We start from the raw sequence: 25937 nt of genomic DNA on the forward strand, positions 1-25937 counted from the left end.
TCTAGCCGCCGAGCGACACCATGCCAACTGAAACCAAACGCGCGGATTCGGCGGCGGCGGCAGGCGATCCGGCATCGCAAGACAATGCCGCAAGGGATTCTGGCGCAAGGAATTCGACGGCCGCCGCGGCCGAGCAGATCCTCGGCGTGCTGCTGCCGCTGGCGCTGTTCCAGCCCTATGACTATCTGGTGCCCGGCGATTTCGCCCTGCGCCGTGGCGATTTCGTCACAGTGCCGCTGGGCCGGCGCCTGGTGACGGGTGTCGTCTGGGGAGAGGGTGCCGGCGATGTGCCGCGCGAAAAATTGAAAGCGGTGGCGCAGCGCCTGCCGGTGGCGCCGCTGCCCGCCATCACCTGCGACTTCATCGATTGGGTGGCACAGTATTGCATGGCGCCGCTGGGCGCCGTGCTGCGCATGGCGATGAGCGTGCCAGAGGCGTTGCAGCCCGAGCGCCAGCAGAAGGCCTGGGCGCCGGGCGATGCCGATCCCGCTTCCCGCAAGCTGACGCCGCAGCGCGCGAAGGTGCTGCAATTCGTGGCTGACCAGCCGCCCCTGCCGGCGACGGAACTGGCGCGCGCCACCGGCGTCACCACCGCCGTGATTGCCGCCATGGGCAAGCTGGGCCTGCTGAAACAGGTACCGCTGCCGCTGCCGCGACCCTATGGCCGGCCCGATGCCGATGCGGCGGGTCCCAACCTCTCATCCGCGCAGGCCGACGCGGCGGCGGCGCTGGCGCGGCTCCAGCCCGGTGTCACCCTCATCGACGGCGTCACCGGTTCCGGCAAGACCGAGGTCTATTTCGAGGCCATCGCCGCCACGCTGCGCGCCGGCCGGCAGGTGCTGGTGCTGGTACCGGAAATCGCGCTCACGCCGCAATGGCTGACCCGCTTCGAGGCGCGCTTCGGTGCCCCGCCGGCGCAATGGCATTCGGAACTCACCGGCCTCGCGCGCCGCCTCACCTGGCGCGGGGTGCATGACGGCTCGGCCCGCGTCGTGGTAGGCGCGCGCTCGGCCCTCTTCCTGCCCTATCGCGATCTCGGCCTCATCATCGTCGACGAGGAGCACGAAAGCGCCTTCAAGCAGGAGGACGGCGTCATCTATCAGGCGCGCGACATGGCGGTGGTGCGCGGTCATCTGGCGAAGATCCCGGTCATTCTCGCTTCGGCGACGCCCTCGCTGGAAACCATGGTCAATGTCGAGGGCGGGCGCTATGGCGCGGTGCATCTGCCGGCGCGCCATGGCGGCGCGCAATTGCCGGAAATCGGGCTAATCGATCTCCGGGTGGACAAGCCGCCGCGCCAGAGCTGGATCGCGCCCAGCCTCAGGGCCGAGCTGGCGGCGACCCTGGCCACGGGTGACCAGGCGCTGCTCTTCCTCAATCGCCGCGGCTATGCGCCCTTGACCCTCTGCCGCACCTGCGGGCACCGCCTGCAATGCCCGCGCTGCACCGCCTGGCTGGTGGAACACCGCTTTCATCAAAAACTGATGTGCCATCATTGCGGCTTCGAGCAGATGATGCCGCCCAGCTGCCCGGCCTGTCTCAGCGAGGGCAGCTTCGCCGCCTGCGGTCCCGGCGTCGAGCGCCTGGCGGAAGAGGCGGCCGCACTTTTCCCCGAGGCGCGGCGCCTGGTCCTCACCAGCGATACGGTGACCGGCCCCGCCCGCGCCGACCAGCTCATGAAGATGGTGGCGGCGCGCGAGGTCGATCTGGTCATCGGCACGCAGATCATCGCCAAGGGCCATAACTTCCCGCATCTGACGCTGGTCGGCGTGGTCGATGCCGATCTCGGCCTCCATGGCGGCGATCTGCGCGCCGCCGAGCGGACCTTCCAGTTGATGAGCCAGGTGGCGGGCCGCGCCGGGCGCGGAATGAAGCCCGGCCATGTGCTGCTGCAGACCCACGATCCCGACCGCCATGTCATGCAGGCGCTGAAATCGGGTGACCGCGACGCCTTCATGGCGGCCGAGGCCGAGGACCGGCGCGCTGCCGGGATGCCACCCTTCGGCCGGCTGGCGGCCCTCATCCTCTCCGGCCGCGACGAGGCTGCCGTGCAGCAGAAGGCGCGCGAACTGGCCAGGGCGGCGCCGCATCGCGCGGGCATCACCGTGCTGGGCCCGGCGCCGGCACCTTTGGCGCTGCTGCGCGGCCGCCACCGCCTGCGCTTCCTGCTGAAGACCCGGCGCGAAATCGCGCCGCAGGGTGTGCTGCGCCACTGGCTCCGCGGCCAGAAATTCCCCGGCGATCTGCGCCTGCAGATAGACATTGATCCCTACAGCTTCATGTAGCGACATCCATCCCAGTGGAAATTCTGCGTACCACCACCGCGCGCATTATCTGACACCCGTTCACCGCCTGATCGTCTTCATCGCCTGATCGTCGCATTCTGGACAGACGCTCCTCCGGTACTGCGCCAGGATTTCCCCACGTACGCCAATGGCAAGCGCTGGGGAGGCCAACATGTTCACGCTCGGAATCAGGGGTCGTATCATTCTGGCTGGCGCACTGCTCTCCGGGGTCGCGGTCACCGTCGTTGCCGTCGCACTTACTCTCCAGGCCAGCAGACAACTGGAGGACCAGGCAGCGCGTGTCATGGAGAACCTTGGCAAGGCGACGGCTGCGGAGATTGCGCAGGAATTCGGCCGTGGACTCTCCACCGCCCGCGGCATTGCCGCCACGGCACTTGGCTGGCGCCAACTGGCGATCGCCGACCGACAGCGCTTCGAAGCGATGCTAGCCTCGACCCTTGCGATCGAGCGGAACTGGCTGGCCACTTGGGCGATGTTCGAGCCGGATGCTTTCGATGGGCGCGACGCCGACTTCGCTCATGCGGACAGTCCGACCGCAATCACCAGCAGCGGTCGCTACGTGCCATATGCCTATCGGGAGTTCGGCGAGATAACTTTCGACAAGGCCTATGATTTCGACGAACCCACCAACTCGCTGGCCTTCTATGACGTGCCGATGTCGAGCGGTCTGCCGCATTTGACCGATCCCGAAGCCTGGGTGTTCGGCACGGCAGAGAAGCCCGAGATCTTCTGGCTGGTCTCCATCCTCGCGCCGATCGTCGATGGTAGCCAGACAATCGGAGTCGGCGCCATTGACATCCGCCTCAACGAACTTATCGGACAGATTGCCGAGCTCCGTCCCTGGGGCGAGGGACGCGCTGCGCTGATCGATAACAGCGGCCATTGGGCGGCACATCCGGCCGGTATCGACATGGTCGGGGCCAGGACCGAGGATGCCTTCTATGCCACCAATGCCGACCGCATGCGGGCCGGCGAGATCGTGGTTGGCGAGGATTCGAGCAACTTGCTGATCGACGTCGAAGCCATGGCTGGGCAGGCGCGGGCGGCCAAGGCGCAAGCGGCAGAAGCCGCACGCAAAGCCGCCCTTGCAGATGGGCAATCTCCAGAGGAGGCAGATTCGGCAGCTGCATCGGCCGCGGCCGAAGCGGCGGGCGACAATTTCGGGCTCCCGGGAATCGCCGCCTATTCGGTGCTGGTGCCGCTTACGCTTGACGACTCGCCGGTACGCTGGAGCGTCAAGATCAGCGTGCCAAAATCGCTTGTGCTGGCGCGCGTGGCCGAGATGCGCGATCTCGCCATCATGATCGGAATCGGGGCAATCATCCTGTGCATCCTGCTGGCGTGGCTGGTCGGACGAAGCATCGCGCGCCCCGTGGTCGGCATGACGGCGACAATGCAAAGGCTGGCGCAAGGCCAGCTTGACATCACCATTCCAGGTCTTGGCCGCCGGGACGAACTCGGCCATATGGCTGCCGCGGTCGAAACCTTCCGCCAGAATGCAACCGAGAACCGCGCCCTGGTGGCAGAACAGGAGGCGCTGAAGCGCCGTGCCGAAGTCGATCAGGCGCAAGCGCGCCTCAGTCTTGCGGACGGGTTCGAAGGGCAGGTTTCCGAAGCGATCGCCCAGATGGCGGCGACCTCGCAGGAAATGGACCGGTCGGCCCATACCATGGCGCAGGTCAGTGCCGACAATGTCAATCGCAGCCGCTCGGTCAGCAGAACCGCCGGACATGTTGCGGAAAATGTCTCTTCGGTTGCGGCCGCAGTGGAAGAACTCGCGGCTTCGATACGCGAGATCAGCCAGCAGGCCAACAATTCGAGCACCTCTGCCACGCAGGCCGCCGGAAAGGCCGGCGACGCGGCAAGGCTTGTGAATGCGCTTGTTTCGGCTGCCGACCAGATTGGATCCGTCGTGACGCTGATCAACGATATCGCCGGCCAGACCAATTTGCTTGCGTTGAACGCAACCATCGAAGCAGCTCGAGCCGGTGATGCCGGCAAGGGTTTTGCAGTGGTCGCGAATGAGGTGAAGAGCCTGGCCAGCCAGACGGCCAGGGCGACGGAAGAGATCTCAGCCCAGATAAATGCCATACAGCGGTCGACGGGCGCGGCGGCGGAGGAGATCAACGCGGTTGCACGGACAATTGAGGAGATCGCACAGGTCAATAGTTCGATCGCCGCTGCCGTAACCGAGCAGGATTCTGCAACCAACGAAATCAGCCGCGCCGTCGCTGAAGCAGCGACAGGGACGTCCGATCTGCAACAGCAGATCTCCCTTGTATCGGATTCCGCGCAGAATGCGGGTGTTGCCGCGGACTCGATGGTGGCGGCGGTCGGTCAGCTGCAGGGCCGATTTGGCGACCTCAAGGGCCGTATAGACGGATTCCTCGCCAGTGTACGGGCAGGGTAGGGAAGATGGCTTCGCCATTGGCGCATCGCGAAGCGATCCAGGCCTGGCCCCATTTGTTGGTCTGACACAAGTATGCGATCATCGGGTCAGGCAGCTTCAAGCGAGAGAGCCACATCATGAAATGGCGCATGGGCCGGCGCAGCGACAATGTCAGTGACCGGCGCGGGGCGCGCCCGGGCGGCGGATTTGGCGGTGGGCTGGGCGGTCTCGGTGGCCTGGGTGGGGGTGGCCTGGGTGGCGGCGGATTGGGCGGCCTCATCGGCAGGCGCTTCGGTCTGAAGGGCATCCTGATTGTCATTGCGATCTTCGTGATGCTGAGCTTCATGGGCATCGATCCCATGGCGCTCCTCAATGGCACGTTGGGCAGCGGGTCGCGGCAGGGCGACATCTTCGCGCCCGCCGTCGAGAGGGCCGGCCAGGGCGTCACGCAGACCGGCAACCGGGCCGAAGACGAACTGGCCGATTTCACCTCCGTGGTCCTCGCCTCGACCGAGGACACCTGGCGCCGCATCTTCGCCGAAGCGGGCGAGACCTATCGCGACCCCACGCTGGTGATGTTCTCCGGCGCCGTGCAATCCGCCTGCGGCCACGCGCAATCGGCCATGGGCCCGTTCTATTGCCCGGCGGATGCCAAGGTCTATATCGACCTCTCCTTCTATCGCGATCTCGAACGGCATTTGCAGGCGCCGGGTGATTTCGCCCAGGCCTATGTCATCGCCCATGAAGTGGGCCATCACGTGCAGAATCTGGTGGGCGTCGAGGAGATGGCGCGGCGCGAGCGGCAGCGCCTTTCCGAGGCTGACGCCAATGCCCTTTCCGTGCGCGTCGAACTGCAGGCCGATTGCTTCGCCGGCATCTGGGCGTATCACCTGGCGGCGGCGAATGCCGAGGTGCAGCTGGAAGATGGCGATATCGCCGAAGGGCTCAATGCCGCCTCGGCCATCGGCGATGATCGACTGCAACGGCAATCCTCGGGCCGCGTCGTCCCCGACAGCTTTACCCACGGTACCTCGGAGCAGCGCATGCGCTGGTTCAAAAAGGGCTTCGACAGCGGCAACCCCGACGATTGCGATACGTTCGGCGTGGCGACACCCTGACGCGCAACTTCGCTCATGCGCCATCCGATCCTTGCCTCCATCATCATCGCCGCGCACCAGGCGCGGGAGTTCATCCATGAGGCGATCGCCAGCGCGCTGATGCAGGGCGTGCCGATGGAGATCATCGTGGCGCCGGACGAGCCGCATGATTACGCCGATCTCGCCGCGCTGGATCCCCGCATCCGCGTGCTCGAGCCGGTGGCAAGGCCGACGGGGGCCGGACCTGCGCGCAACCGGGCGCTGGCAGTGGCGCGCGGTCGCTTCATCGCCCTGCTCGATGCCGATGATCTGTGGTCGCCGGATTATCTGGCGCGGCTCGTGCCGCTGGCGGAAGCGGCGGGTGTTGCCTTCGGCCGCACGGCGATCGCGACATGGGAGGGCCGGGTGATCCGTGAGGTGCGGCCTGCCTCGGGCCGCGCCGATTACGCCACCTTCAGCACGGCCTTCGCCTCGTTCCATGGCGTGGTGCGGCGCGATCCCGGTGAGCGTTGCGGGGCGCGGCATTGGCAGGATGTGCCGGCCGAGGATGTGCTGTTCGATCTGGAGAGCCTGGCGCTGGCAGGCGGCAGCGCGCCCTATGACGACACGGCCATCTATCATCTGCGCCAGCGGCCAGGCTCGGTGACCCAGGGCGATGCCTTCATCGGCGATATCGCGACGGCCTATGACCGGCTGATATCCCTGGTCGAATCCGGTGGCACGCTGGTGCCGCCCGATCAACGCGCCGATGTGGCCGCGGTGTTTCGCGCATGGGCCAGGATGAATGCCCGCTTCGAGGCGGCGCGGCAGAAGCCGGGCAGAGGGAATTCCAGCCTCACCTATCAGCAATTCGTGAAAACCTTCCTGGCATAGAGTCGTTATTCCCATCGTTTGCGGGAACAACAGCCTGACTGGCACACGCGGATCGGTGATTCCGCAGGAAATGGGTGCATCTCGCCCGCCAACTGACGCATAATAATCGATCAAACCCCCGCGCTAACTGTTCTGCGACAGCGTGGGATTGGGCGAAATCGGACGCGGGGACCGTCTGATGGATCGGTTGATCGGGGCCATTCAGGATCTCTCTCTGGCGCGGCATCTCGACGATGTCGCGGCGGTGGTGCGGAGTGCCGCGCGCGATCTGGTCGGCGCCGATGGCGCCACCTTCGTGCTGCGCGAGGGCGAGCATTGCTATTACAAGGACGAGGATGCGATCGAGCCGCTGTGGAAGGGCCGCAAGTTTCCGCTCGAGCTCTGTGTCAGCGGCTGGGCCATGCTCAATCGCGAACCGGCCGTGATCCCCGACATCTATGCCGATGAGCGCGTACCGGACGAGGTCTATCGCCCCACTTTCGTGAAAAGCCTCGTCATGGTGCCGATCCGCACGCGCGCGCCGATCGGCGCCATCGGTACCTATTGGGCGCGGCCCTACCGCGCCAATGCGGCCGAGGTGCAGATGCTGCAGGCGCTGGCCGATTCCACCTCGGTCGCGCTGGAAAACGTGCAGGTCTATGCCGAGCTGGAAGAGCGCGTGCGCCAGCGGACCGAGGAACTGGCCGCCGCCAACGGGCGCCTGCGGGCCGAGGTGGCGGAGCGCGAACGGGCACAGGCCGCCGTGCACCAGATCGCCATCACCGACGACCTCACCGGCATCTACAACCGGCGCGGTTTCCGCATGCTGGCCGAACGCGAACTGGCGCTGGCGCGGCGCCTCGGCATCCCCTCGATGCTGATCTCGGTCGATGTCGATTTTCTGAAGCTGACCAACGACCGCTTCGGCCATGCCGCCGGCGACCAGCTCATCATCGACACGGCGCGGCTGCTCACCCGCGTGTTCCGGGCGACCGATATCGTGGCGCGCCTCGGCGGCGACGAATTCGCCGTGCTGTGCCCATCCAGCGCCAGGGAAGCCGGTTCGACGGATGGTCGAAGCGATGGCGGGGCAGAGGCGCTGCAGCGCCTGCGCCATGGGCTGCTCGACTTCAACCTGGCGGCGCGCGGGCTGCAGCCGCTTTCGCTCAGCCTCGGCGCCACGGTGATCCCGCCGGATGACGGGCGCGACCTCGACCACCTGCTGGCCGCCGCCGACCGCGCCATGTATGCCGACAAACAGGGCCGCCGCGGGCCGCTCTCGATGGTGAGTTGAAGACCGGGGTGAGTTGATATCCGGAGGGCAAGACCGGCGGGTTCTTGCATCTCCCACGATGTTCCCATAATGTTCCAGCCGGTTTGGCAATCTGCCTCGCTGGAGGGAATGCGGTGAAACTCTATCTCGGGCCCTTGAGCCTGTTCTCGTGGAAAGTGGCGATCGCCCTCGACGAGAAGGGCATCCCGCATGAGCGCGAATTCGTCGCCTTCAGCCAGGAAAGGGGTTACGAACCTCGCCATCCCGTAGTGCTGGCAGTGAATCCGAAGCGCCAGGTGCCGGTGCTCGTCGACGGCGATCTCGGCCTCTTCGATTCCACCGCGATCCTCGAATATCTCGAGGATCGCTATCCGGAACCGCCGCTTTACCCCGCGGAGCCTGCTGCCCGTGCCCGCTGCCGCTTGGCCGAACTCGATGCCGACGAGGTCCTCTTCGCCCCGGTGCGGCACCTGCTGTTCCGGACCGAGCCGCCCCATGCCGATGCCGCGATCCACGCGCGCCGCCTCGCCGACGGCAAGGCGGCCGAGGGCGAGATCGCCGGGCGCTTCGCCGCATTGGCGGCGCGGCTCGATGGGGCATCGGGCGGCGGCCCATTCATCTGCGGCGGCGCGCTCACCGTGGCCGACATCGCGACCTTCATGACCGTCCTTTTCACCCAGCGCCTGCGGGGGCCCGATCTCGCTCCCTATGTACCGCTCGCCGGTTGGTACCGGCGCCTGCTGGATCGCCCGGCCTTCGCCCAGGCGGCGGCAGCGATCGCCGCTGCCGACCGGCGGCTTTCCCCCGCCCTTGGTGCCTGATCGCAGCCATCCTTCCAGGCTGTCGCAGGACCAGATCCCGTGCCGCGCATTAACCACGATATTTCACCAAAATATACATATTTTCCAATAGCTTGATAAAAGCATCCAGGCCCCGGTCTGGGGCGGTTGATTACCCGGAAACCATGTGTTACTAACCCGCCGCCCGCTGCGCGGCGACATTGTCTGCGCAGGGGCCGGTAGGGTTTGTGCCGGCGCCTGGCGCCAACAAGATTTCTCCCGAAAAATCAATTTGTTAAGACCAGGGATGGGGGCAGGAATTGGCAGCCCAGGTAACGGAGACCGGTTCACTCGCGCAGCGTTACGCCGCGGCGCTGTTCGAACTCGCCGATACGAAGCACCAGCTCGACGCCGTTGCCGCCGATCTCGGCAGCATTGCCGGGATGGTCGCTGAATCCGCCGATTTCCGCCGCCTGATCAATTCGCCGGTCCTCTCGCGCGCCGATCAGGGCAAGGCCGTGGCCGCCCTCGCCGAGAAGGCCGGGCTCAATACCCTCACCGCGAAATTCCTCGGCCTGCTTGCCAAGAACCGGCGCCTCTTTGCGCTGCCGGCTATCATCGGCGCCTTCCGCAAGATTCTCGCCACGCGTCGCGGCGAGATGACCGCCGAAGTTTGGGCGGCCCGGCCGCTCTCGGCCGAGCAGCAGGCGGCCCTCGCCGATGCCATCAAACGCGCCCACGGCGCCAAGGTCAGTATGGAGGTGCGCCAGGATCCGGCGCTCCTCGGCGGCCTCGTCGTCAAGGTGGGCAGCCGCATGATCGATTCGTCTATTCGAACCAAGCTGCAGAAACTGCAGCTCGCCATGAAAGGGGTTGGATAATGGAAATCCGCGCCGCCGAAATCTCTGCCATCCTGAAGCAGCAGATCGAAAATTTCGGCAACGAGGCTGATGTCACCGAAGTCGGCCAGGTGCTGAGCGTCGGCGACGGCGTCGCCCGCGTCCACGGGCTCGACAACGTCCAGGCGGGCGAGATGGTCGAGTTCCCGGGTGGCATCCGCGGCATGGCGCTCAACCTCGAGACCGACAATGTCGGCGTCGTCATCTTCGGCGACGACCGCGACATCAAGGAAGGCGATACGGTGAAGCGCACCGGCGCCATCGTCGACGTGCCGGTGGGCAAGGGCCTGCTCGGCCGCGTGGTCGACGGCCTCGGCAACCCGATCGACGGCAAGGGCCCGCTCACCAATGTGACGCGCACCCGCGTCGAGGTGAAGGCGCCCGGCATCATCCCGCGGAAATCGGTGCACGAGCCGATGCAGACCGGCCTGAAGGCGATCGACAGCCTGGTGCCGGTCGGCCGCGGCCAGCGCGAGCTGATCATCGGCGACCGCCAGACCGGCAAGACCGCCGTCATCATCGATACCATCCTCAACCAGAAGGCCATCAACGCCGGCACGGACGAGTCGAAGAAGCTCTATTGCGTCTATGTCGCCGTCGGCCAGAAGCGCTCGACCGTCGCCCAGATCGTCAAGACGCTGGAAGACAACGGTGCCCTCGAATATTCAATCGTGGTCGCTGCCACCGCCTCGGAACCGGCCCCGCTGCAGTTCCTGGCGCCCTATACGGGCTGCGCCATGGGCGAGTACTTCCGCGACAACGGCATGCACGCCGTCATCTTCTATGACGATCTCTCGAAGCAGGCTGTCGCCTATCGCCAGATGTCGCTGCTGCTGCGCCGTCCGCCGGGCCGCGAAGCCTATCCGGGCGACGTCTTCTACCTGCACAGCCGCCTGCTCGAGCGCGCGGCGAAGCTCAACGACAAGAACGGCGCCGGCTCGCTGACCGCCCTGCCCGTAATCGAAACCCAGGCCGGCGACGTCTCGGCCTATATTCCGACCAACGTGATCTCGATCACCGACGGCCAGATCTTCCTCGAAACCGGCCTGTTCTACAAAGGCATCCGTCCCGCCATCAATGTCGGCCTCTCGGTCAGCCGCGTCGGCTCCGCCGCCCAGATCAAGGCGATGAAGCAGGTCGCCGGCCGCATCAAGCTGGAACTGGCGCAGTATCGCGAGATGGCGGCCTTCGCGCAGTTCGCCTCAGACCTCGACGCCGCCACGCAGAAGCTGCTGGCGCGCGGTGCGCGCCTGACCGAACTCCTCAAGCAGGGCCAGTACCAGCCGATGCCGGTCGAGGAGCAGGTGGTCGCCATCTTCGCCGGTGTCCGCGGCTTCCTCGACGGCGTCGCCGTGAAGGACGTCAATCGCTTCGAGGCGGCGCTGATGAGCGAGGTGAAGGCCAAGCACACCGACGTGCTCGAGGCGATCCGCAACGAACGCGAGATTTCCAAGGTGACCGAGGACAAGCTGACCGAGATCCTCAACGCCTTTACGAAGTCTTTCGTCTGATAAGCAGCGCAGTTCGACCAGGTTGAGAAGGGGCAGCGATGCCTAGCTTGAAGGACCTCAAGGTCCGCATCAACAGCACGAAGAACACGCAGAAGATCACCTCGGCCATGAAGATGGTCTCGGCGGCCAAGCTGCGGCGTGCGCAGGAACAGGCGGAAGCGGCACGGCCCTATGCCGAACGCATGGAGAAGGTGCTGCGCTCGCTCGCCGTCTCGATGGCCGGCAAGGACAACGCGCCGGCCCTCCTCGCCGGCACGGGCCGCGACCAGGTGCATCTTTTGGTCGTCATGACCTCCGACCGCGGCCTCTGCGGCGCGTTCAACTCGTCGATCACCCGCCAGGCGCGCAAGATGGCGCGCGATCTGAAGGCGAACGGCAAGCAGGTCAAGATCCTCGCCGTCGGCCGCAAGGCGCGCGACCAGATGAAGCGCGAATTCCTGAACGAGATCATCGCCACGATCGAGGATGTGGGCAAGCCGCGCCTCACCTTCGATTCCGCGGCCAAGATCGCCCAGCGCATCAGCCACATGTTCGAGGCCGGCGAATTCGACGTCTGCACGGTCGTCTACAACAAGTTCAAGTCGGCCATCACCCAGATCGTGACCCCGCAGCAGCTGATCCCGTTCGCGCTGTCCAGCGCCAACGAGAACGCCGATGCCAATGCGGCGATCTATGAATACGAGCCGGACGAGGAAGCGATCCTGGCCGATTTGCTGCCGCGCAACCTCTCCATGCAGGTCTATCGCGCGCTGCTGGAGAATGCCGCCTCGGAGCAGGGTGCGCGCATGACCGCGATGGACAATGCGACCCGCAATGCCGGCGACATGATCAACAAGCTGACCATCAATTACAACCGGACCCGTCAGGCCAACATCACCAAGGAGCTGATCGAGATCATCTCCGGTGCCGAAGCCGTCTGATCAGGTCCGTCCAGAGTTCGTTCCAGAGGAGCAACCAATATGTCGAAGAACATCGTCGGCAAGATCACGCAGGTCATGGGCGCCGTCGTCGACGTGCAGTTCGGTGATGCCCTGCCCGCGATCTTGAACGCGCTGCACGTGCAGAACCAGGGCAAGCTCCTGGTGCTCGAGGTGGCGCAGCATCTCGGCGAGAACACCGTGCGCGCGATCGCCATGGACTCGACCGACGGTCTGGTGCGCGGCGCCGAGGTTTCCGATACCGGCGGCCCCATCTCGATGCCGGTCGGCCCCGAGACGCTGGGCCGCATCATCAACGTGATCGGCGAGCCGATCGACGAGCGCGGGCCCATCGGCAACAAGCAGACCCTGCCGATCCACCGTTCCGCCCCGGAATTTTCCGAGCAGTCGACCGAGGCGCAGATCCTCATCACCGGCATCAAGGTCATCGACCTGCTGGCGCCCTATGCCAAGGGCGGCAAGATCGGCCTGTTCGGCGGCGCCGGCGTCGGCAAGACCGTCACCATCATGGAACTGATCAATAACGTCGCCAAGGCGCATGGCGGCTACTCCGTCTTCGCCGGCGTCGGCGAGCGCACCCGCGAGGGCAACGACCTCTATCACGAGATGATCGAATCGGGCGTCATCAAGCTGGACGGCCCGGGTTCGAAATGCGCCCTGGTCTATGGCCAGATGAACGAGCCGCCGGGAGCCCGCGCCCGCGTCGCCCTGTCCGGCCTCACCGTCGCCGAATACTTCCGCGACGCCGAGGGCCAGGACGTGCTGTTCTTCGTCGACAACATCTTCCGCTTCACCCAGGCGGGTTCGGAAGTGTCGGCGCTCCTCGGCCGCATCCCCTCGGCGGTCGGCTACCAGCCGACGCTCGCCACCGACATGGGCGCCCTGCAGGAGCGCATCACCTCGACCAAGAAGGGCTCGATCACCTCGGTGCAGGCCATCTACGTGCCGGCCGACGATCTGACCGACCCGGCGCCGGCGACCTCGTTCAGCCATCTGGATGCGACCACGGTGCTTTCCCGCCAGATCGCCGAGCTCGGCATCTTCCCCGCGGTCGACCCGCTCGATTCGACCTCGCGCATGCTCGACCCGCGCGTCATCGGCGAGGAGCACTACACCGTCGCCCGCCGCGTGCAGGAAGTGCTGCAGGGCTACAAGGCGCTGCAGGACATCATCGCCATCCTCGGCATGGACGAGCTGTCGGAAGAGGACAAGCTGACCGTCGCCCGCGCCCGCAAGATCCAGCGCTTCCTCAGCCAGCCCTTCCACGTCGCCGAAGTCTTCACCGGCACGCCGGGCGTGCTGGTGAAGCTCGAAGACACCATCAAGGGCTTCAAGGGCATCGTGGAAGGCCAGTATGACGACCTTCCCGAGTCGGCCTTCTACATGGTCGGCACGATCGAGGAAGCGGTCGCCAAGGCCAAGAAGATGGCGGAAGCCGCCTGATGACTGCCCGGGGGCGCTGATGGAACGGTCCAGCAGCGCCCCCGTTGAACTCCAGGGCGCCGGCCCCGTCTGGCCGGTCTCCGTCAAGGGGGTTCTCTTCGTCGAGCGCAAGGTCGTTCTTCTGCGGAACGAGCGCGACGAATGGGAGCTTCCGGGCGGCCGGCTGGAAGCCGGGGAGGAGCCGGGTTCCTGCCTCCATCGGGAGATCTCGGAGGAGCTGGGGGTCGACGTGACGGTTGCGGATCTGCTCGATTGCTGGCGCTATCCGGTGCTGCCGGCAAAAGAGGTCCTCATCGTCACGTTCGGGGTGCAGCCGCTGTCGCAGGCGGATCTGCGCCTCAGCCACGAACACACGGGCTTGGGTGGCTTTGCGCTCGACGACATCGCGGCGCTGCCCATGCCGGAAGGTTACCGGCGCAGCATCCGCCACTGGGCGGCCCGCTGCGGCCATTAGGAAACAGAGGTTGGGATCATGGCCGATCAGGTGCATTTCGAACTCGTCTCGCCGGAGCGGCTGCTGTTCTCGGCCAATGTCGCCGAGATCGTGATCCCCGGGGTGGAGGGCGATTTCGCCGTACTGGCTGGGCACAGCAACCTCATTTCCACCCTGCGGCCGGGTGTCATCCACATCCTGGAGACCGGCGCCCAAGTGACCGATCGTATCTTCGTCGAAGGCGGTTTCGCCGAGGTGAATGCCGAGGGCTGCACGGTCCTGGCCGAGCGCGCGGCGCGCGTCGCCGATATCGACCGCAACAAGGCCGAGCAGGCCCTTGCCGATGCGCGCGAGGATTTGCAGGACGCCAAGAGCGAAATCGACCGCGCGGCGGCGGCCCAGCTCGTCGAAATCGCCGAGGCCCGGATTGCCGCCCTGGGCACCTCGACCTACTAAACTCCAGCTGGCACCGGCGGGGGTTCGGCCGGTGCCCGCCACGGATAGCGGTTGAAATGACGAGAGGTTGAGTGCGCATGGCGCATTGGACGCTCGACCAGATTCCCTGGGACCGCTTCGATCCCGCCCTGGTCGATTCCGACATCGTCAAGCTGGTCAAGGCCGCCGCGCTGGTCGAATACAATGGCGGCGACTACGCGACTTATCTCAACAACGTGTTTCACGATGATGACGGCTTCCGCGCCGTCGCCGACGAATGGGCGCTGGAGGAAGTCCAGCATGGAGCAGCCTTGGCCCGCTGGGCCAAGCTGGCCGATCCCGCTTTCGATTTCGACACCGCCTTCCAGCGTTTTCTCGATGGTTACCGCATCCCGCTCGACGTCAATGCCTCGGTGCGCGGCAGCCGCTCGGGCGAGCTGGTGGCGCGCTGCATCGTCGAGACCGGTACCTCCTCCTATTACACGGCGCTGGCCGAGGCGGCGCAGGAACCGGTGCTGAAGGCGATCTGCCGCAAGATCGCCGCCGACGAGCTCAGGCACTACAAGCTCTTCTACACCCATCTCAACCGCTATCTCGAGAAGGAAGGCCTGGGCCCCTGGGGCCGCGTGCGCGTCGCCCTCTCGCGCATCACCGAGAGCGAAGACGACGAACTCGCCTATGCCTATTACGCTGCCAACCATGCGGCCGAGCCCTATGAGCGCAAGCGCTTCTCGGCCGCCTATGCCAGGCGTGCCTATGCCCATTACCGGCCGCCGCATATCGCGCGCGGCATCGCCATGGTGCTGAAGGCCGCCGGCCTCAACCCGCAGGGCCCGCTGCACCGCCCGCTCGCGGCCTTCGCCTCCTGGTTCATGCGCCGCCGCGTGAAGCGCCTCGCCGCCAGCGGCGCCTAGGCCGCTTCCCCCGCAAATCGGCTTTCCGCCACACTGGGCCGTGCCTTCATGCGCCGCCACCACGCGGAGAGTTGCGGGCATTCCGCCAGCATCGCGCGGCCTTCCCCGGTCATCAGGCCATAGGCCAGCATCGGCACGGCATAGAGATCGGCCAGGGTGATTGCGTCGCCGGCGAGAAAGGGCCGATCGAGGTCGCGCTCGATCACGCCGAGGCAATGCCGTGCCTTTGCCGCCGCAGCGGCGACCAGCGCCTCGTCGCACGCGCCGCCCTTCTCGCTGCGTGCCACATAGACACCCCAGACCAGCGGCCGGTAGAGGTAGTTGTCCAGCACGGAGATAGTTTGATTCATCCGCGCACGGTGGACCGGATCGCGTGGCTGCAGGGCAGGGCCGGGAAATGCGTCGTCGACATAGCGGACGATAGCCGAGGTTTCATAGAGCGACATCGCGCCATGCTGCAGCGCCGGGATGCGGCCAAAGGGATGCCTTGCGAGATAATCCGGCGGTGGCCCGTCCGCGGCGAAGATATCGACCTCCACCCGGTCGTGATCGACGCCCTTCTCGATCAGGGCGAGCCGCGCCGCCCGCACATAGACACTATAGGCCGCGCCATAGAGGATCGGCTTCATTCCCGTGGCGGCCAATTGTCGGGTGGGTTGAGCTCGACATAACGCTGGATCGCCCTGGCGGCGCGGCTGATCGCCTGGCGGCGCAGCAGCACGCCCATCACCAGCACGAGGCCGCCGAGGAAGGGGATGGGCCCGGTGATCCAGGCGATCCAGGCCACCGCGAAGTAGTAGCAGCGGATGCCGCTGTTGAAGCTGTCGAGGGCGCTGGTATAGACCATTGCCACCTGTTCGGCGAGCTCGGTGCGGTGCGGATAATCGTTGAGCGCCAGCGGTGCGGCCCCCACCAGCGCGCAGCAGTAATTGTATTGCCGGAGCGCCCAGGTGAAGCGGAAGAAGGCCAGCACCAGCAGGATCACCATGCCGAGAAGTTTCAGCTGGAAGAGGCCGGCGCTGCCCGCATCGATGAAATGCCAGCGGCGGATGAGGGCAAGGGCCGCATCGGCCTGGGCCAGCACGCCGATGAGGCCGGCCACGATCAGGATGGTGGCCGAACTGAAGAACGACATGGAATTGACCGTGTGGCCGGTCAGGGCCGAGTCGACGATGCGGTCGGTGCGAATCATCAGGCGCTGCATCCAGGCGCGGCGCACCTCGTGCATCATGGCGTTGAGGTTGCGCCCGCGCCCGGCCAAATGCGCGATGCGCGCATAGCCGAAGAAGCAGACGGCAAAGACGGCGAGTGCCGCCCAGTCGAGCGGCGTCATGGCGTCATCCCCTGCGCCGCCGCTGCCCGCCTCTGCTGCAGCATCGGCACCACCAGCACGAGGAAGAGGGCGAAGATGATGAGGAGCAGCGACAGGATCTCGGCCCAGCCCACGGGATCGTTGGTGATGAGTGCCGAGGAGATGACGCCGACCACCGGGATGGCCAGCGTGCCGATCGCCGCCACCACGGCGGGATAGATCGCCACCACGCGGAACCAGGCCCAGTGGCAGAAGACCATCGGGATGAGAGCGGCATAGGCGACCGCCCACCAGCCAAGCGCAGAGACCGAGCCGGGCTCAAAGCCGTGATCGAAGATGAAGGCACCCAGGAAGATCGGCGCACCGCCGATCACCATCTGCCAGGCGACCAGGCTGGTGGTGGGCATCGAGAAACTATGCGCCTTCAGGGCGACCGTGCCGAAGGCCCAGGAAATGGCGGCCAGCAGCATGAAAATGGGACCAAGCGGGGCTGCCACCAGATTCTGCCAATCCGGCACCACCAGTACGGCGAGGCCGAGCGCCCCGACACCCAGGCCCAGCAGCTTCAGCCAGCCGAGCCGCTCGCCCACCCAGATTGCGGCAATGGGGGCTGCCCAGAGGGGCATGGTGAAGGCAAGGATCGAGGCCCGGCCGGGCAGCATGTGATCGACGCCGATCGCCGAGAACAAGTGCCAGCCGGTGATGTTGCCGAGGCTGGCAAGGATCAGCCAGCCGAAATCCTGGCGCGGGATGCGAAGCGGCAGGCCGGCGGCGCGGGCAATGGCAAAGAGGCCGCCGGCGCCGGCTGCAAGGCAGATGGCACGAAAGGCCCAGACCGGCACCTCGTTGACCGAGAGCTTGATCGCCGGCCAGTTGATGCCCCAGAAGATCGTGATCGCCAACAGCAGCCAGAGGCCGGTCCGGTCCTGACCCGTCCTGTCCTGACGATTCCGGTTCGAGCGCGCCTCGGCTTCCGCGACGCTGCTCATTTCGCCGCGCGCCGTTCGGCGATCTTCTTGAGGATCGCGTGGCGTTCGTCGGGCGTCGAGATGATCCAGTCGCGGATCTCGTCGATGGTGCGCGTGCAGCCGACGCAATATCCGGTCAGGGGATCCATCTGGCAGACGCTGATGCAGGGCGAGGGCGGGCCGGAATTGAGGAGACGCAGGCGCTCGGCGCGGCGTTCCTCGCGCGACATCTGCTGGCGCATCAGGCGCCGGGCCTCCATCTGGCCCATCCGGGCGGGATCGTGATCGCTCATGCCGCTGCCTTGCCCGCCAAGACGTCTTCCGGGCTCATGCCCACCAATTGCCGATAGAGCGCCGGGTCCGTCGCCCCTTCGCTGCCGATGATGAGGACGCGGGACGCAGCGTCCAGCAGCAGGGCATCGCGCATGGCCTGGTCGTTCGCCGCCACGATGAGGCCGGCGAGGCCGCCGACACCAGCCTCGCCGCCGACGATTCGCGGGTCACCATCGATGCCGGCGGCCAGCGATTTCATCGCGAACACCGCCGCCGCGTCCGGTATCTTCATGAAGGCGAAACCTGCCTTGTCGAGCAGTTCCCAGGCCAGCGGCGAAACCTCGCCGCAGGCGAGGCCCGCCATCAGGGTATCCAGCTTGCCGGTGACGGCGGTGGGCGTGCCGGCGCGGGCACTCGCGAAATGGCAGGCGGCCTTATCCGGCTCGACCACGATGATCTTGGGCCGCAGCGCATCCAGCTCCAGCCACAGGAAGCCGGCGACTGCCGCCGGCAGGCCGCCGACACCCGCCTGGATGAACACGTGGCTCAAGGTTTCGCCAGCCGGCCATTGCTCCATCGCCTCGCGCAGCATCACGCCATAGCCGTGCATGACATGGCGCGGGATTTCCTGGTAGCCTTCCCAAGTGGTGTCGGAAATCACCTGCCAACCATTCGCCGCCGCATCGGCGGCGCAGGCGCGGACGCTGGCGTCGTAATTGTCGGGGATGCGCCGCATCTCGGCGCCGAAGGCCGCGATCGCCTGCTCGCGCCCGATACTGACACCCTCATGGATATAGATCACGGCGCGGCAGCCGAAGAGGCGTGCCCCCCAGGCGACCGACTTGCCGTGATTGCCGTCGGTCGCGGTGCAGACGGTGATGTCCCGGGTCAGGTCGCGGTACTTGCCGGCGATGAGGTCGGCAACGCTCGCTTCGTTGCCCAATCGATCCTGCAGGTGCCGCAGCACGGCATAGGCGCCGCCCACCGCCTTGAAGGCGCCGAGGCCGAAGCGTCCGCCCTCGTCCTTGTAATGGATGCCGCCGAGGCCGAGGTGCCGCGCCAGGCCGGGCAGGTCGACCAGCGGGGTCGGGGCATAGCCCGGCCAGGACCGGATCTCGGCCAGCGCCCGGGCAAAGCCATCGGCATCGACCACGCCCGGGGCGACCGCGGCGAGGTCTGCCTCGGCCGGCGCCAAATTCGGGTTGATGAAACATTCCGCCCGGAAAGGCGGCGGATTCCATTCGTTCATGGCTGCGACTATTATCAAACGGCTCGAACCGAGGCAAACCAGGGAGACCGGCGATTTTCGCGCAACCCCCCGCCAAAACCGCATTCCCGTGATCCATCCGCTGTTCGGGCGTCTGGGCGACCGCGCGCTGCTGGGCCGGGTGCGCCTCGTCACGGGCCTGGTACTTTTCAGCTATGTGCTGACCCACAACCTCAATCATGCGCTCGGCATCCATTCGCTGGCGGCACTCGAGGCGGGGCGGCAGGTGTTCCTCGCCTTCTGGCGCTTCGCACCCCTGGAGGCAGCCCTCTATGCCAGCGCCTTCCTGCATATCGCCGTCGCCCTCATCGCCCTCTATCGGCGCCATTCCCTGCGCATGCCGTTCTGGGAGGGGGCACAGCTCATCCTCGGTCTCGCCACGCCGCCCATGCTGATGCTGCATGTGCTGGCCACCGCCTATGCCAGCGAGGTCTATGACTTCACCGATTCCTATACCTTCGTGCTGCTGAGCTTCTGGGTCTTCCTGCCGCATTACGGTCTGCTGCAGGCACTGGCCGTGATCGTCACCTGGATCCATGGCTGCATCGGCATGGCCTATTGGCTGCGGCTCAAGAGCTGGTATCCGCGGGCGCGGGCCTATCTCTTCGCCGGCGCCGTGATCCTGCCGGTGCTGGCCCTGATCGGCTTTGTCGATGGCGCGCGCGAGGCGGCGGCGCGGCTGGCCGACCCCGCCTGGCTGCCCTCCATTGCCGCCGAGCAGAACTGGCCCGGCGGTGACGTGGCGGCGGAAGTGCATGCCCTGCAGCAGCGCGGCATCGTGCTTTTCGGCCTGCTCCTCGCGGCGGTGCTGGCGGCGCGGGCGATCCGGCAGCAGGTCGACCGGCGGCGGGCCATCCTCGTCAACTATGACAATGGCAAGGCGGTGCGGATCCAGGCGGGGACCTCGCTGCTCGAGGCCAGCCGCATGTCCGGCATTCCCCATGCGTCGGTCTGCGGCGGGCGCGGCCGCTGCTCCACCTGCCGCGTGCGCATCATTGCCGGCGCCGAGCATCTGCCGCCGCCGGGCGAGGACGAGAAGCGCGTGCTGGCCCGCGTCGGTGCCGCCCCCGATACGCGGCTTGCCTGCCAGCTTCGCCCCATTGCGCCGGTGACGATCGCGCCGCTGCTGCCGGCCCAGGCGGATGCGCGCATGGCCCGCGCCCGGCCCGATTTCCATGCCGGGCGCGAGATGGAGATCGCCATCCTCTTTGCCGATCTCAGGGATTTCACGCGGCTCTCGGAGCGGCGCCTGCCCTACGACGTGGTCTTTCTTCTCAACCGCTATTTCAAGGCGATGGGCGAGGCGGTGGCCGAATCCGGCGGCTATCTCGACAAGTTCATCGGCGACGGCGTCATGGCCCTTTTCGGCATCAAGGAAGGGGTGGGCGCCATGGGGGCCGAGACCGCCTGCCGCCAGGCGCTCGACGCCGCCAGGCGCATGAGCCTGAAACTGGCCGAGCTCAACCAGCATCTGGCGGCCGATCTCAAATCACCCTTGCGCATCGGCATCGGCATCCATTTCGGGCCGGCCATCGTCGGCGACATGGGGTTCGGCGCCAACCAGCACCTGACCGCCATCGGCGACACGGTCAATACCGCGAGCCGGCTCGAGGCCGCCACCAAGGAATTGCAGGTGCAACTGGTGATCTCGGAACAGGTCTGGCGCGGGGCAGGAATGGCGCTTGCCATGCCGCAGCAGGCGGGACAGCATCAAGGCCCCGAGCTGCATCATCTGCAAATCCGGGGGCGCGAGGCGGCCCTGCCGGTTCTCGCCATCCGCGATGCCCAGGCGCTTGGCCAGGAACTTGGCGCGGCGCTTGGCCGGGAGCCTTGATTGGAGATCGATCCTTGAACGATATCGGCACCCTGCAAGCCAGTACTGAACAGATCGCCTTGACGCCGCTGGCGCGCGACAACGCGCATGTCCGCCGGAACCCTTGCCCGAATTTCTGGGCGCTGATGCCGCACCAGATTCATCAGCACACCGATTCCGCCTGTTCGCTTGCCAGTTCCGTCATGGTGCTCAATGCCGCCCGCGGGATGGAGGGCATGAACCGGGTGGGCGAACTGTTGAGCGAGAAGCGGCTGATCGAGCGGTTCGTCCATACCGACTGGCCGTCCGGCATCGCCCCGGATGGCGGCGGGCGCAAGCTCATGCGGCTGGCCGAACATCTCGACGAGGCGCTCGGCCTCTACGGCCTCGCGAGCTGGATGGTGGAGGGATTTCCCGTGGCTGCAGCGGATGCCGCCGCTGGGGATATGCTGCGCCGGAACCTCGCCGCGCTGGAGGCCTGGCCCGGGCATTTCATCATCGCCAATTTCCACCTTGATCTCTTCTATGGCGATGGCAGCGACATCGGCCACTTTTCGCCCTTGGGTGCCTATGACTCGGCCAGCGACCGGGTCCTGGTGCTGGATTGCTACAAGGCGGATTACGAGCCGCACTGGGCCCCGGTCGCGCGCCTGCTCGCCGCCATGGCGAAACCCTGTGACGACGGCAAGCAGCGCGGCTATCTGGTGGTCAGGCGGCGGTGACGCGGCTCAATTGATCGCGTTCTCCTGCTTGTAATCCGCGATCGATTCCTCGAGCTCCTCGAACTCGTCGCAATCGCCGCAGGCGGCCTTCAGCTTGGCGAGCTGCCCTTCGGCACCGGCGAGGTCCTTCTGGTCGAGATAGAGCTCGCCAAGATATTCATTGGCGCCGAGATGGTCCGGCTCCAGCTTCAGGGCCTTCAGGTAATACTCCATGGCCGGCACCCAATTGCCGAGCTTCCTGTTGGCGTAGCCCAGCTGATTGAGCGCATCGGCGTATTCGCCCTTCTCCTTGATCGAGGCCTGCAGCAGTGGGATCGCCTTGGCGTATTGCTCCTTGTCGATCAGCTTGACCGCTTCCTTGTAGGAATCGACCTTGGCGGCGGGTGCCGTGCTGTCGGAACCCATGGCGCGCGCCTGGCCGGCAAATCCGGCACCGCCGAGGCCGAGGCACAAAACGGTGAGCAACGCAACGAGGGGGGTCTTCATCTGGTCTCTCCTGGCAAAACGGGGCTTTCCACAACATACCGGCATTTGACGCCATGCCGGCCTGCAAACAAATGAACCGGGAAAACATATGAACCGGTGCCGGCCCGGTCGCAGTGAAGCGGATCACAGGGTCAGCCAAACTATCGTCAAGCCGGCAGCCCCTGTCCAAGCACGATTTCGTTGCAGCGAGGCGGGTGTTACCGGTTTTCTCGCAGGTGCGGAATCGATTCCGCCTTGCGGGAGTTCATTTGTACACGAATAATATTGCCATTGGTTGCCACCGGATACCGTGCCTGGCTTCTGTTCCGTCGGGGCCGCGGATAAAGAAGGAAGCCCAATGTCCGAGCTCAAACTGGCCCACGGCCTGGTTCTGGAAGATCTCTACGCGCCCGCCGGCCTTGCCCGGCTGGATGGAATTTTTCTCGACCAATTGGCCGCCGGCGATGCGGCGCTGGCAGCACGGCTGCAGGCCGCGCGAACGGATCCCGCGGCGCTGGATCCCAAGGCCGAATCGCAACTGATCCTCGATCTCGCCGGTGCCGTCGAGGATTTCATCGGCGATCTCTTTGGCGTCACCGCCGCGCTCAACGACCTGCGGGCGCGGCATAACGACCTTGCCCCGCTCTATACCTGCAAGCGGCTCTTCGTGCAGCGCCGGGCGCTCAAGGCTTATGGCGGCGAGAAGGCCTCAGGTCTCGATGGCGCCGTGCTCCGCGCCGCCCTTGAACCCCATCTCGGCACCGGTTTCGACGAGCTTGCCTTTGCCCGCGCGGTGGAATCATGGCAACAGGACGAGGCGGCCCATGCCGCGCAGCTCGACCTCGCGGCGCAATACGCCGCCTGGGCGACGCTGACCGAGGCGGGACGCGCGCAGCACCGCGCCGGGATTCTCTTCAAGGCGCCGCGCAAGCTTGAGGCCGAGCATCTGGTCCATGCCGAGACCGAGACGCGCCATGGCGTGCCGGCCTACAAATTCCCGCCGGAGAGATTACGGCCCCGCGAGGGCTTTGCGCTGACCGATGCCGGCACCGATCTCAGGGGCGCCCTCGACCAGGCCAATTACTGCATCTGGTGCCATAACCAGGGCAAGGATTCCTGTGCCAAGGGCCTGCACGAGAAGGATGGCAGCTACAAGAAGAGCGTATTCGGCGTGACGCTGGCCGGCTGCCCGCTCGAGGAGAAGATCTCCGAGATGCATGTGGCCAAGGCAAATGCGCAGCCGCTGGCGGCGCTCGCCATCATCGCTATCGACAATCCGATGGCGGCGGCCACGGGCCACCGCATCTGCAACGATTGCATGAAAGCCTGCATCTACCAGAAGCAGGAACCGGTCGACATTCCACAGGCGGAAACGCGCACGCTGAAGGATGTGCTGGCGCTGCCCTGGGGCTTCGAGATCTATTCGCTGCTCACTCGCTGGAACCCGCTCAATTTCCGCCAGCCCGTGGCGAAGCCGGATTCGGGCCGCAAGGTGCTGGTGGTGGGATTGGGTCCCGCCGGTTATACGCTGGCGCATTACCTTCTCAATGACGGCCATACGGTGGTCGCCATCGACGGCCTCAAGATCGAGCCGCTCGATGCCGCGATCTCCGGCGTGGCACCGGATGGATCGCGCGTGCCCTTCCATCCCATCCGCGATCTTGCCGAACTGACCGAGGATCTGGGCTCGCGCGTCATGGCCGGGTTCGGCGGTGTCGCCGAATACGGCATCACCGTGCGCTGGGACAAGAATTTCCTCAAGGTCATCCGCCTGTTGCTGGAACGGCGCCAGCGCTTTGCCATGCTGGGTGGCGTGCGCTTCGGCGGTACCGTCACCTTGACCCAAGCCTGGGAAATGGGCTTCGACCATGTGGCGCTGGCCATGGGGGCCGGCAAGCCGACGCTGCTCGACATGCCGGGCGGCCTCGCCAAGGGTGTCCGCATGGCCTCGGATTTCCTGATGGCGCTGCAATTGACCGGGGCGGCCAAGACCGATTCCATCGCCAATCTGCAATTGCGCCTGCCGGCCGTGGTGATCGGCGGCGGCCTTACCGCGATCGACACCGCGACCGAGGCGATGGCCTATTACCCGCTCCAGGTCGAGAAATTCCTCACCCGCTATGAAACGCTGGCGGCGGAAAAGGGCGAGGTCTCGTTGCGTGCCGCCTGGAATCCGTCGGAACTGGTGATCGTCGACGAATTCCTTGCCCATGCCCGGGCGATCCGCGCCGAACGCGCGCGCGCCGCCAAGGCTGGCGAGGCACCGCGCATTTCGGCGATGCTGCAGGAATGGGGTGGCGTCACCATCGCCTATCGCCGACGCCTCATCGACTCGCCTTCCTATACCCTCAACCACGAGGAGGTCGAGAAGGCGCTCGAGGAGAACATCCGCTTTGCCGAGAATCTGACGCCGACCCGCATCGACACGGATGAAGACGGCTTTGCCAGCGCCATCCACCTCAGCGATGCAGCGGGCGCCGCTCACATCCTGCCGGCGCGCGCCATCCTGGTGGCGGCGGGCACGCGGCCCAATACCGTGCTGGCGCGCGAGGATGCCGACCATTTCGCCCTCGACGGCCAGTATTTCCGCGCCCTCGACGCGGCGGGTCAGGTGGTGACGCCGGAAAAACTCGCCAAGCCCAATGACGTGCGTGTCATCACGATGGCGGAAATGGACGGCCGCGCCGTCAGCTTCTTCGGCGATCTCCATCCCAGCTTCGCCGGCAATGTGGTGAAGGCGATGGGCAGTGCCAAGCAGGGCTGGCCGAAAGTATCGGCGGCTCTGGCGCGCCGCCCTGCTTCCGCTGCCGATCCGGCCGCCTTCCTGGCCGATCTCAACCGGCGCCTGCGGGCCCGGGTGCGCGCGGTCAACCGCCTCACACCCAACATCGTCGAGGTGGTGGTGGAGGCGCCCCAGGCCGCGGCCAATTTCCAGCCCGGCGAGTTCTACCGCCTGCAGAATTTCGAGACGCTGGCGCCGCGTGCCGCCGATACGCGCCTCGCCATGGAAGGCCTGGCGCTGACCGGCGCCTGGACCGATCTCGATCATGGCCTCGTTGGCCTCATCGTGCTGGAGATGGGCGGCTCGTCCGACCTCTGCGCGCGTCTCGAGATCGGCGAGCCGGTGATCCTGATGGGCCCGACCGGGGCGCCGACCGAGATCCCGAAGGGCGAGACCGTCCTGCTGGCGGGCGGCGGACTCGGCAATGCGGTTCTCTTCTCGATCGGCCGGGCGCTGCGCGCCGCCGGTTGCCGCGTGCTCTACTTTGCCGGCTACAAGAAACTCGCCGACCGCTACAAGGTGGCCGAGATCGAGGCGGCGGCCGATATCGTCATCTGGTCCTCGGACGAAGCGCCCGGTTTCACGCCGACCAGGCCGCAGGACAAATCGCATACCGGCAATATCGTGGACAGTATCCTGGCCTATGCCGATGGCCGCCTCGGCGACACCTCGATCAGGCTCCAGGATGTCGACCGCATCATCGCCATCGGCTCCGACGGCATGATGGCGGCCGTGGCGCGGGCGCGCCACGAGGTGCTGAAGCCCTATTTGAAGGAAAAACACTGTGCGCTGGGCTCGATCAACTCGCCCATGCAATGCATGATGAAGGAAATCTGCGCGCAGTGCCTGCAGCCGCACAAGGATCCGGTGACGGGCAAGGAGAGTGTGGTCTTTTCCTGCTTCAACCAGGACCAGGAACTGGACCGGGTTGATTTCGGCGCGTTGCGCCAGCGCCTCGGCCAGAATGCGGTGCAGGAAAAACTCACCAAGGCCTGGATTGCCCATGCACTTGGGCAACTGGATCGGGAAAAGGCGGCGGAGTAGGGAAGCGTCCCGCCGCCCCGTC

General features: G+C 66.1%; 22 protein-coding genes. 16 read left to right on the top strand and 6 right to left on the bottom strand.

Annotation, left to right across the window (positions count from 1 at the left end):
• The first annotated feature begins 20 nt into the window (after window positions 1-20).
• The 13 genes from A8950_RS00060 to A8950_RS00120 all read left to right on the top strand — a co-directional run bounded on the left by A8950_RS00060 (window position 21) and on the right by A8950_RS00120 (window position 15269).
• Window positions 21-2285, top strand: a complete 2265-nt coding sequence (locus tag A8950_RS00060) for a primosomal protein N' (protein ID WP_133611440.1) — start codon at window positions 21-23, stop codon at window positions 2283-2285.
• Window positions 2286-2457: 172 nt separating this feature from the next.
• Complete coding sequence (locus A8950_RS00065) at window positions 2458-4716, top strand: methyl-accepting chemotaxis protein (protein ID WP_133611441.1); 2259 nt, start codon at window positions 2458-2460, stop codon at window positions 4714-4716.
• Window positions 4717-4832: 116 nt separating this feature from the next.
• Window positions 4833-5813, top strand: coding sequence for a KPN_02809 family neutral zinc metallopeptidase (gene ypfJ / locus A8950_RS00070; RefSeq protein ID WP_133611442.1), 981 nt, complete (start codon window positions 4833-4835; stop codon window positions 5811-5813).
• A 15-nt stretch (window positions 5814-5828) separates the two neighbouring features.
• The gene (locus A8950_RS00075; protein ID WP_133611443.1) at window positions 5829-6665 is read left to right on the top strand and encodes a glycosyltransferase family 2 protein; all 837 of its coding nucleotides are present in this window, start codon (window positions 5829-5831) and stop codon (window positions 6663-6665) included.
• 178 nt (window positions 6666-6843) lie between these two features.
• Window positions 6844-7938 (top strand): GGDEF domain-containing protein, encoded by a 1095-nt coding sequence (locus A8950_RS00080; protein WP_133611444.1) that lies wholly within the window; start codon window positions 6844-6846, stop codon window positions 7936-7938.
• Between the two features lie 113 nt (window positions 7939-8051).
• Complete coding sequence (locus A8950_RS00085; RefSeq protein WP_133611445.1) at window positions 8052-8738, top strand: glutathione S-transferase family protein; 687 nt, start codon at window positions 8052-8054, stop codon at window positions 8736-8738.
• 278 nt (window positions 8739-9016) lie between these two features.
• Window positions 9017-9577, top strand: a complete 561-nt coding sequence (locus A8950_RS00090) for a F0F1 ATP synthase subunit delta (RefSeq protein ID WP_133611446.1) — start codon at window positions 9017-9019, stop codon at window positions 9575-9577.
• Window positions 9577-11106, top strand: coding sequence for a F0F1 ATP synthase subunit alpha (gene atpA, locus A8950_RS00095; RefSeq protein ID WP_133611447.1), 1530 nt, complete (start codon window positions 9577-9579; stop codon window positions 11104-11106). The genes A8950_RS00090 and atpA overlap by 1 nt, the downstream gene beginning before the upstream one ends.
• Before the next feature lie 38 nt (window positions 11107-11144).
• Window positions 11145-12026 (top strand): F0F1 ATP synthase subunit gamma, encoded by an 882-nt coding sequence (locus A8950_RS00100; RefSeq protein ID WP_133611448.1) that lies wholly within the window; start codon window positions 11145-11147, stop codon window positions 12024-12026.
• Window positions 12027-12065: 39 nt separating this feature from the next.
• Window positions 12066-13487, top strand: a complete 1422-nt coding sequence (atpD, locus tag A8950_RS00105; RefSeq protein ID WP_133611449.1) for a F0F1 ATP synthase subunit beta — start codon at window positions 12066-12068, stop codon at window positions 13485-13487.
• Window positions 13488-13506: 19 nt separating this feature from the next.
• Window positions 13507-13941, top strand: coding sequence for an NUDIX hydrolase (locus A8950_RS00110; protein ID WP_133611450.1), 435 nt, complete (start codon window positions 13507-13509; stop codon window positions 13939-13941).
• An 18-nt stretch (window positions 13942-13959) separates the two neighbouring features.
• Complete coding sequence (locus A8950_RS00115; protein ID WP_133611451.1) at window positions 13960-14376, top strand: F0F1 ATP synthase subunit epsilon; 417 nt, start codon at window positions 13960-13962, stop codon at window positions 14374-14376.
• Window positions 14377-14453: 77 nt separating this feature from the next.
• Window positions 14454-15269, top strand: coding sequence for a ferritin family protein (locus A8950_RS00120; RefSeq protein WP_208109679.1), 816 nt, complete (start codon window positions 14454-14456; stop codon window positions 15267-15269).
• On the opposite strand, the gene A8950_RS00125 is transcribed toward A8950_RS00120, so the two are convergent.
• Genes A8950_RS00125 through A8950_RS00145 form a run of 5 tightly spaced genes read right to left on the bottom strand, consistent with a single transcriptional unit; the run spans window position 15266 to window position 19071 of the window.
• Entirely contained in the window at window positions 15266-15898 is a 633-nt protein-coding gene (locus A8950_RS00125) for a glutathione S-transferase family protein (protein WP_133611453.1), read from the bottom strand. The genes A8950_RS00120 and A8950_RS00125 overlap by 4 nt on opposite strands.
• A complete protein-coding gene (locus A8950_RS00130; RefSeq protein WP_133611454.1) occupies window positions 15895-16602 on the bottom strand; it encodes a DUF599 domain-containing protein in 708 nt (235 codons plus the stop codon). Before A8950_RS00130 ends, A8950_RS00125 begins: the two co-directional genes overlap by 4 nt.
• Window positions 16599-17570, bottom strand: coding sequence for a DMT family transporter (locus A8950_RS00135; protein WP_133611455.1), 972 nt, complete (start codon window positions 17568-17570; stop codon window positions 16599-16601). Before A8950_RS00135 ends, A8950_RS00130 begins: the two co-directional genes overlap by 4 nt.
• On the bottom strand, window positions 17567-17842 hold the full coding sequence (locus A8950_RS00140; protein ID WP_243735478.1) for a DUF1289 domain-containing protein: 276 nt from the start codon (window positions 17840-17842) through the stop codon (window positions 17567-17569). Before A8950_RS00140 ends, A8950_RS00135 begins: the two co-directional genes overlap by 4 nt.
• Entirely contained in the window at window positions 17839-19071 is a 1233-nt protein-coding gene (locus A8950_RS00145) for a diaminopropionate ammonia-lyase (protein ID WP_133611456.1), read from the bottom strand. The genes A8950_RS00140 and A8950_RS00145 overlap by 4 nt, the downstream gene beginning before the upstream one ends.
• Before the next feature lie 88 nt (window positions 19072-19159).
• Here A8950_RS00145 and A8950_RS00150 point away from each other — a divergent pair, with 88 nt between their 5' ends.
• Together A8950_RS00150 and A8950_RS00155 are read left to right on the top strand one after the other, a co-directional pair.
• Window positions 19160-20923, top strand: coding sequence for an adenylate/guanylate cyclase domain-containing protein (locus A8950_RS00150; protein WP_166644913.1), 1764 nt, complete (start codon window positions 19160-19162; stop codon window positions 20921-20923).
• 14 nt (window positions 20924-20937) lie between these two features.
• The gene (locus A8950_RS00155) at window positions 20938-21624 is read left to right on the top strand and encodes a phytochelatin synthase family protein (RefSeq protein WP_133611458.1); all 687 of its coding nucleotides are present in this window, start codon (window positions 20938-20940) and stop codon (window positions 21622-21624) included.
• 6 nt (window positions 21625-21630) lie between these two features.
• Here the strand turns inward: A8950_RS00155 and A8950_RS00160 are convergent, their stop codons facing one another.
• Window positions 21631-22110: a tetratricopeptide repeat protein gene (locus A8950_RS00160; protein ID WP_166644914.1), complete on the bottom strand. Its 480-nt coding sequence runs from the start codon at window positions 22108-22110 to the stop codon at window positions 21631-21633.
• Window positions 22111-22447: 337 nt separating this feature from the next.
• Between A8950_RS00160 and A8950_RS00165 the strand changes: the two genes are divergently transcribed.
• The gene (locus A8950_RS00165) at window positions 22448-25915 is read left to right on the top strand and encodes an FAD-dependent oxidoreductase (RefSeq protein WP_133611460.1); all 3468 of its coding nucleotides are present in this window, start codon (window positions 22448-22450) and stop codon (window positions 25913-25915) included.
• The last annotated feature ends 22 nt before the right edge of the window (window positions 25916-25937 follow it).

The organism is Dongia mobilis, assembly GCF_004363235.1.
Lineage (GTDB): Bacteria > Pseudomonadota > Alphaproteobacteria > Dongiales > Dongiaceae > Dongia > Dongia mobilis.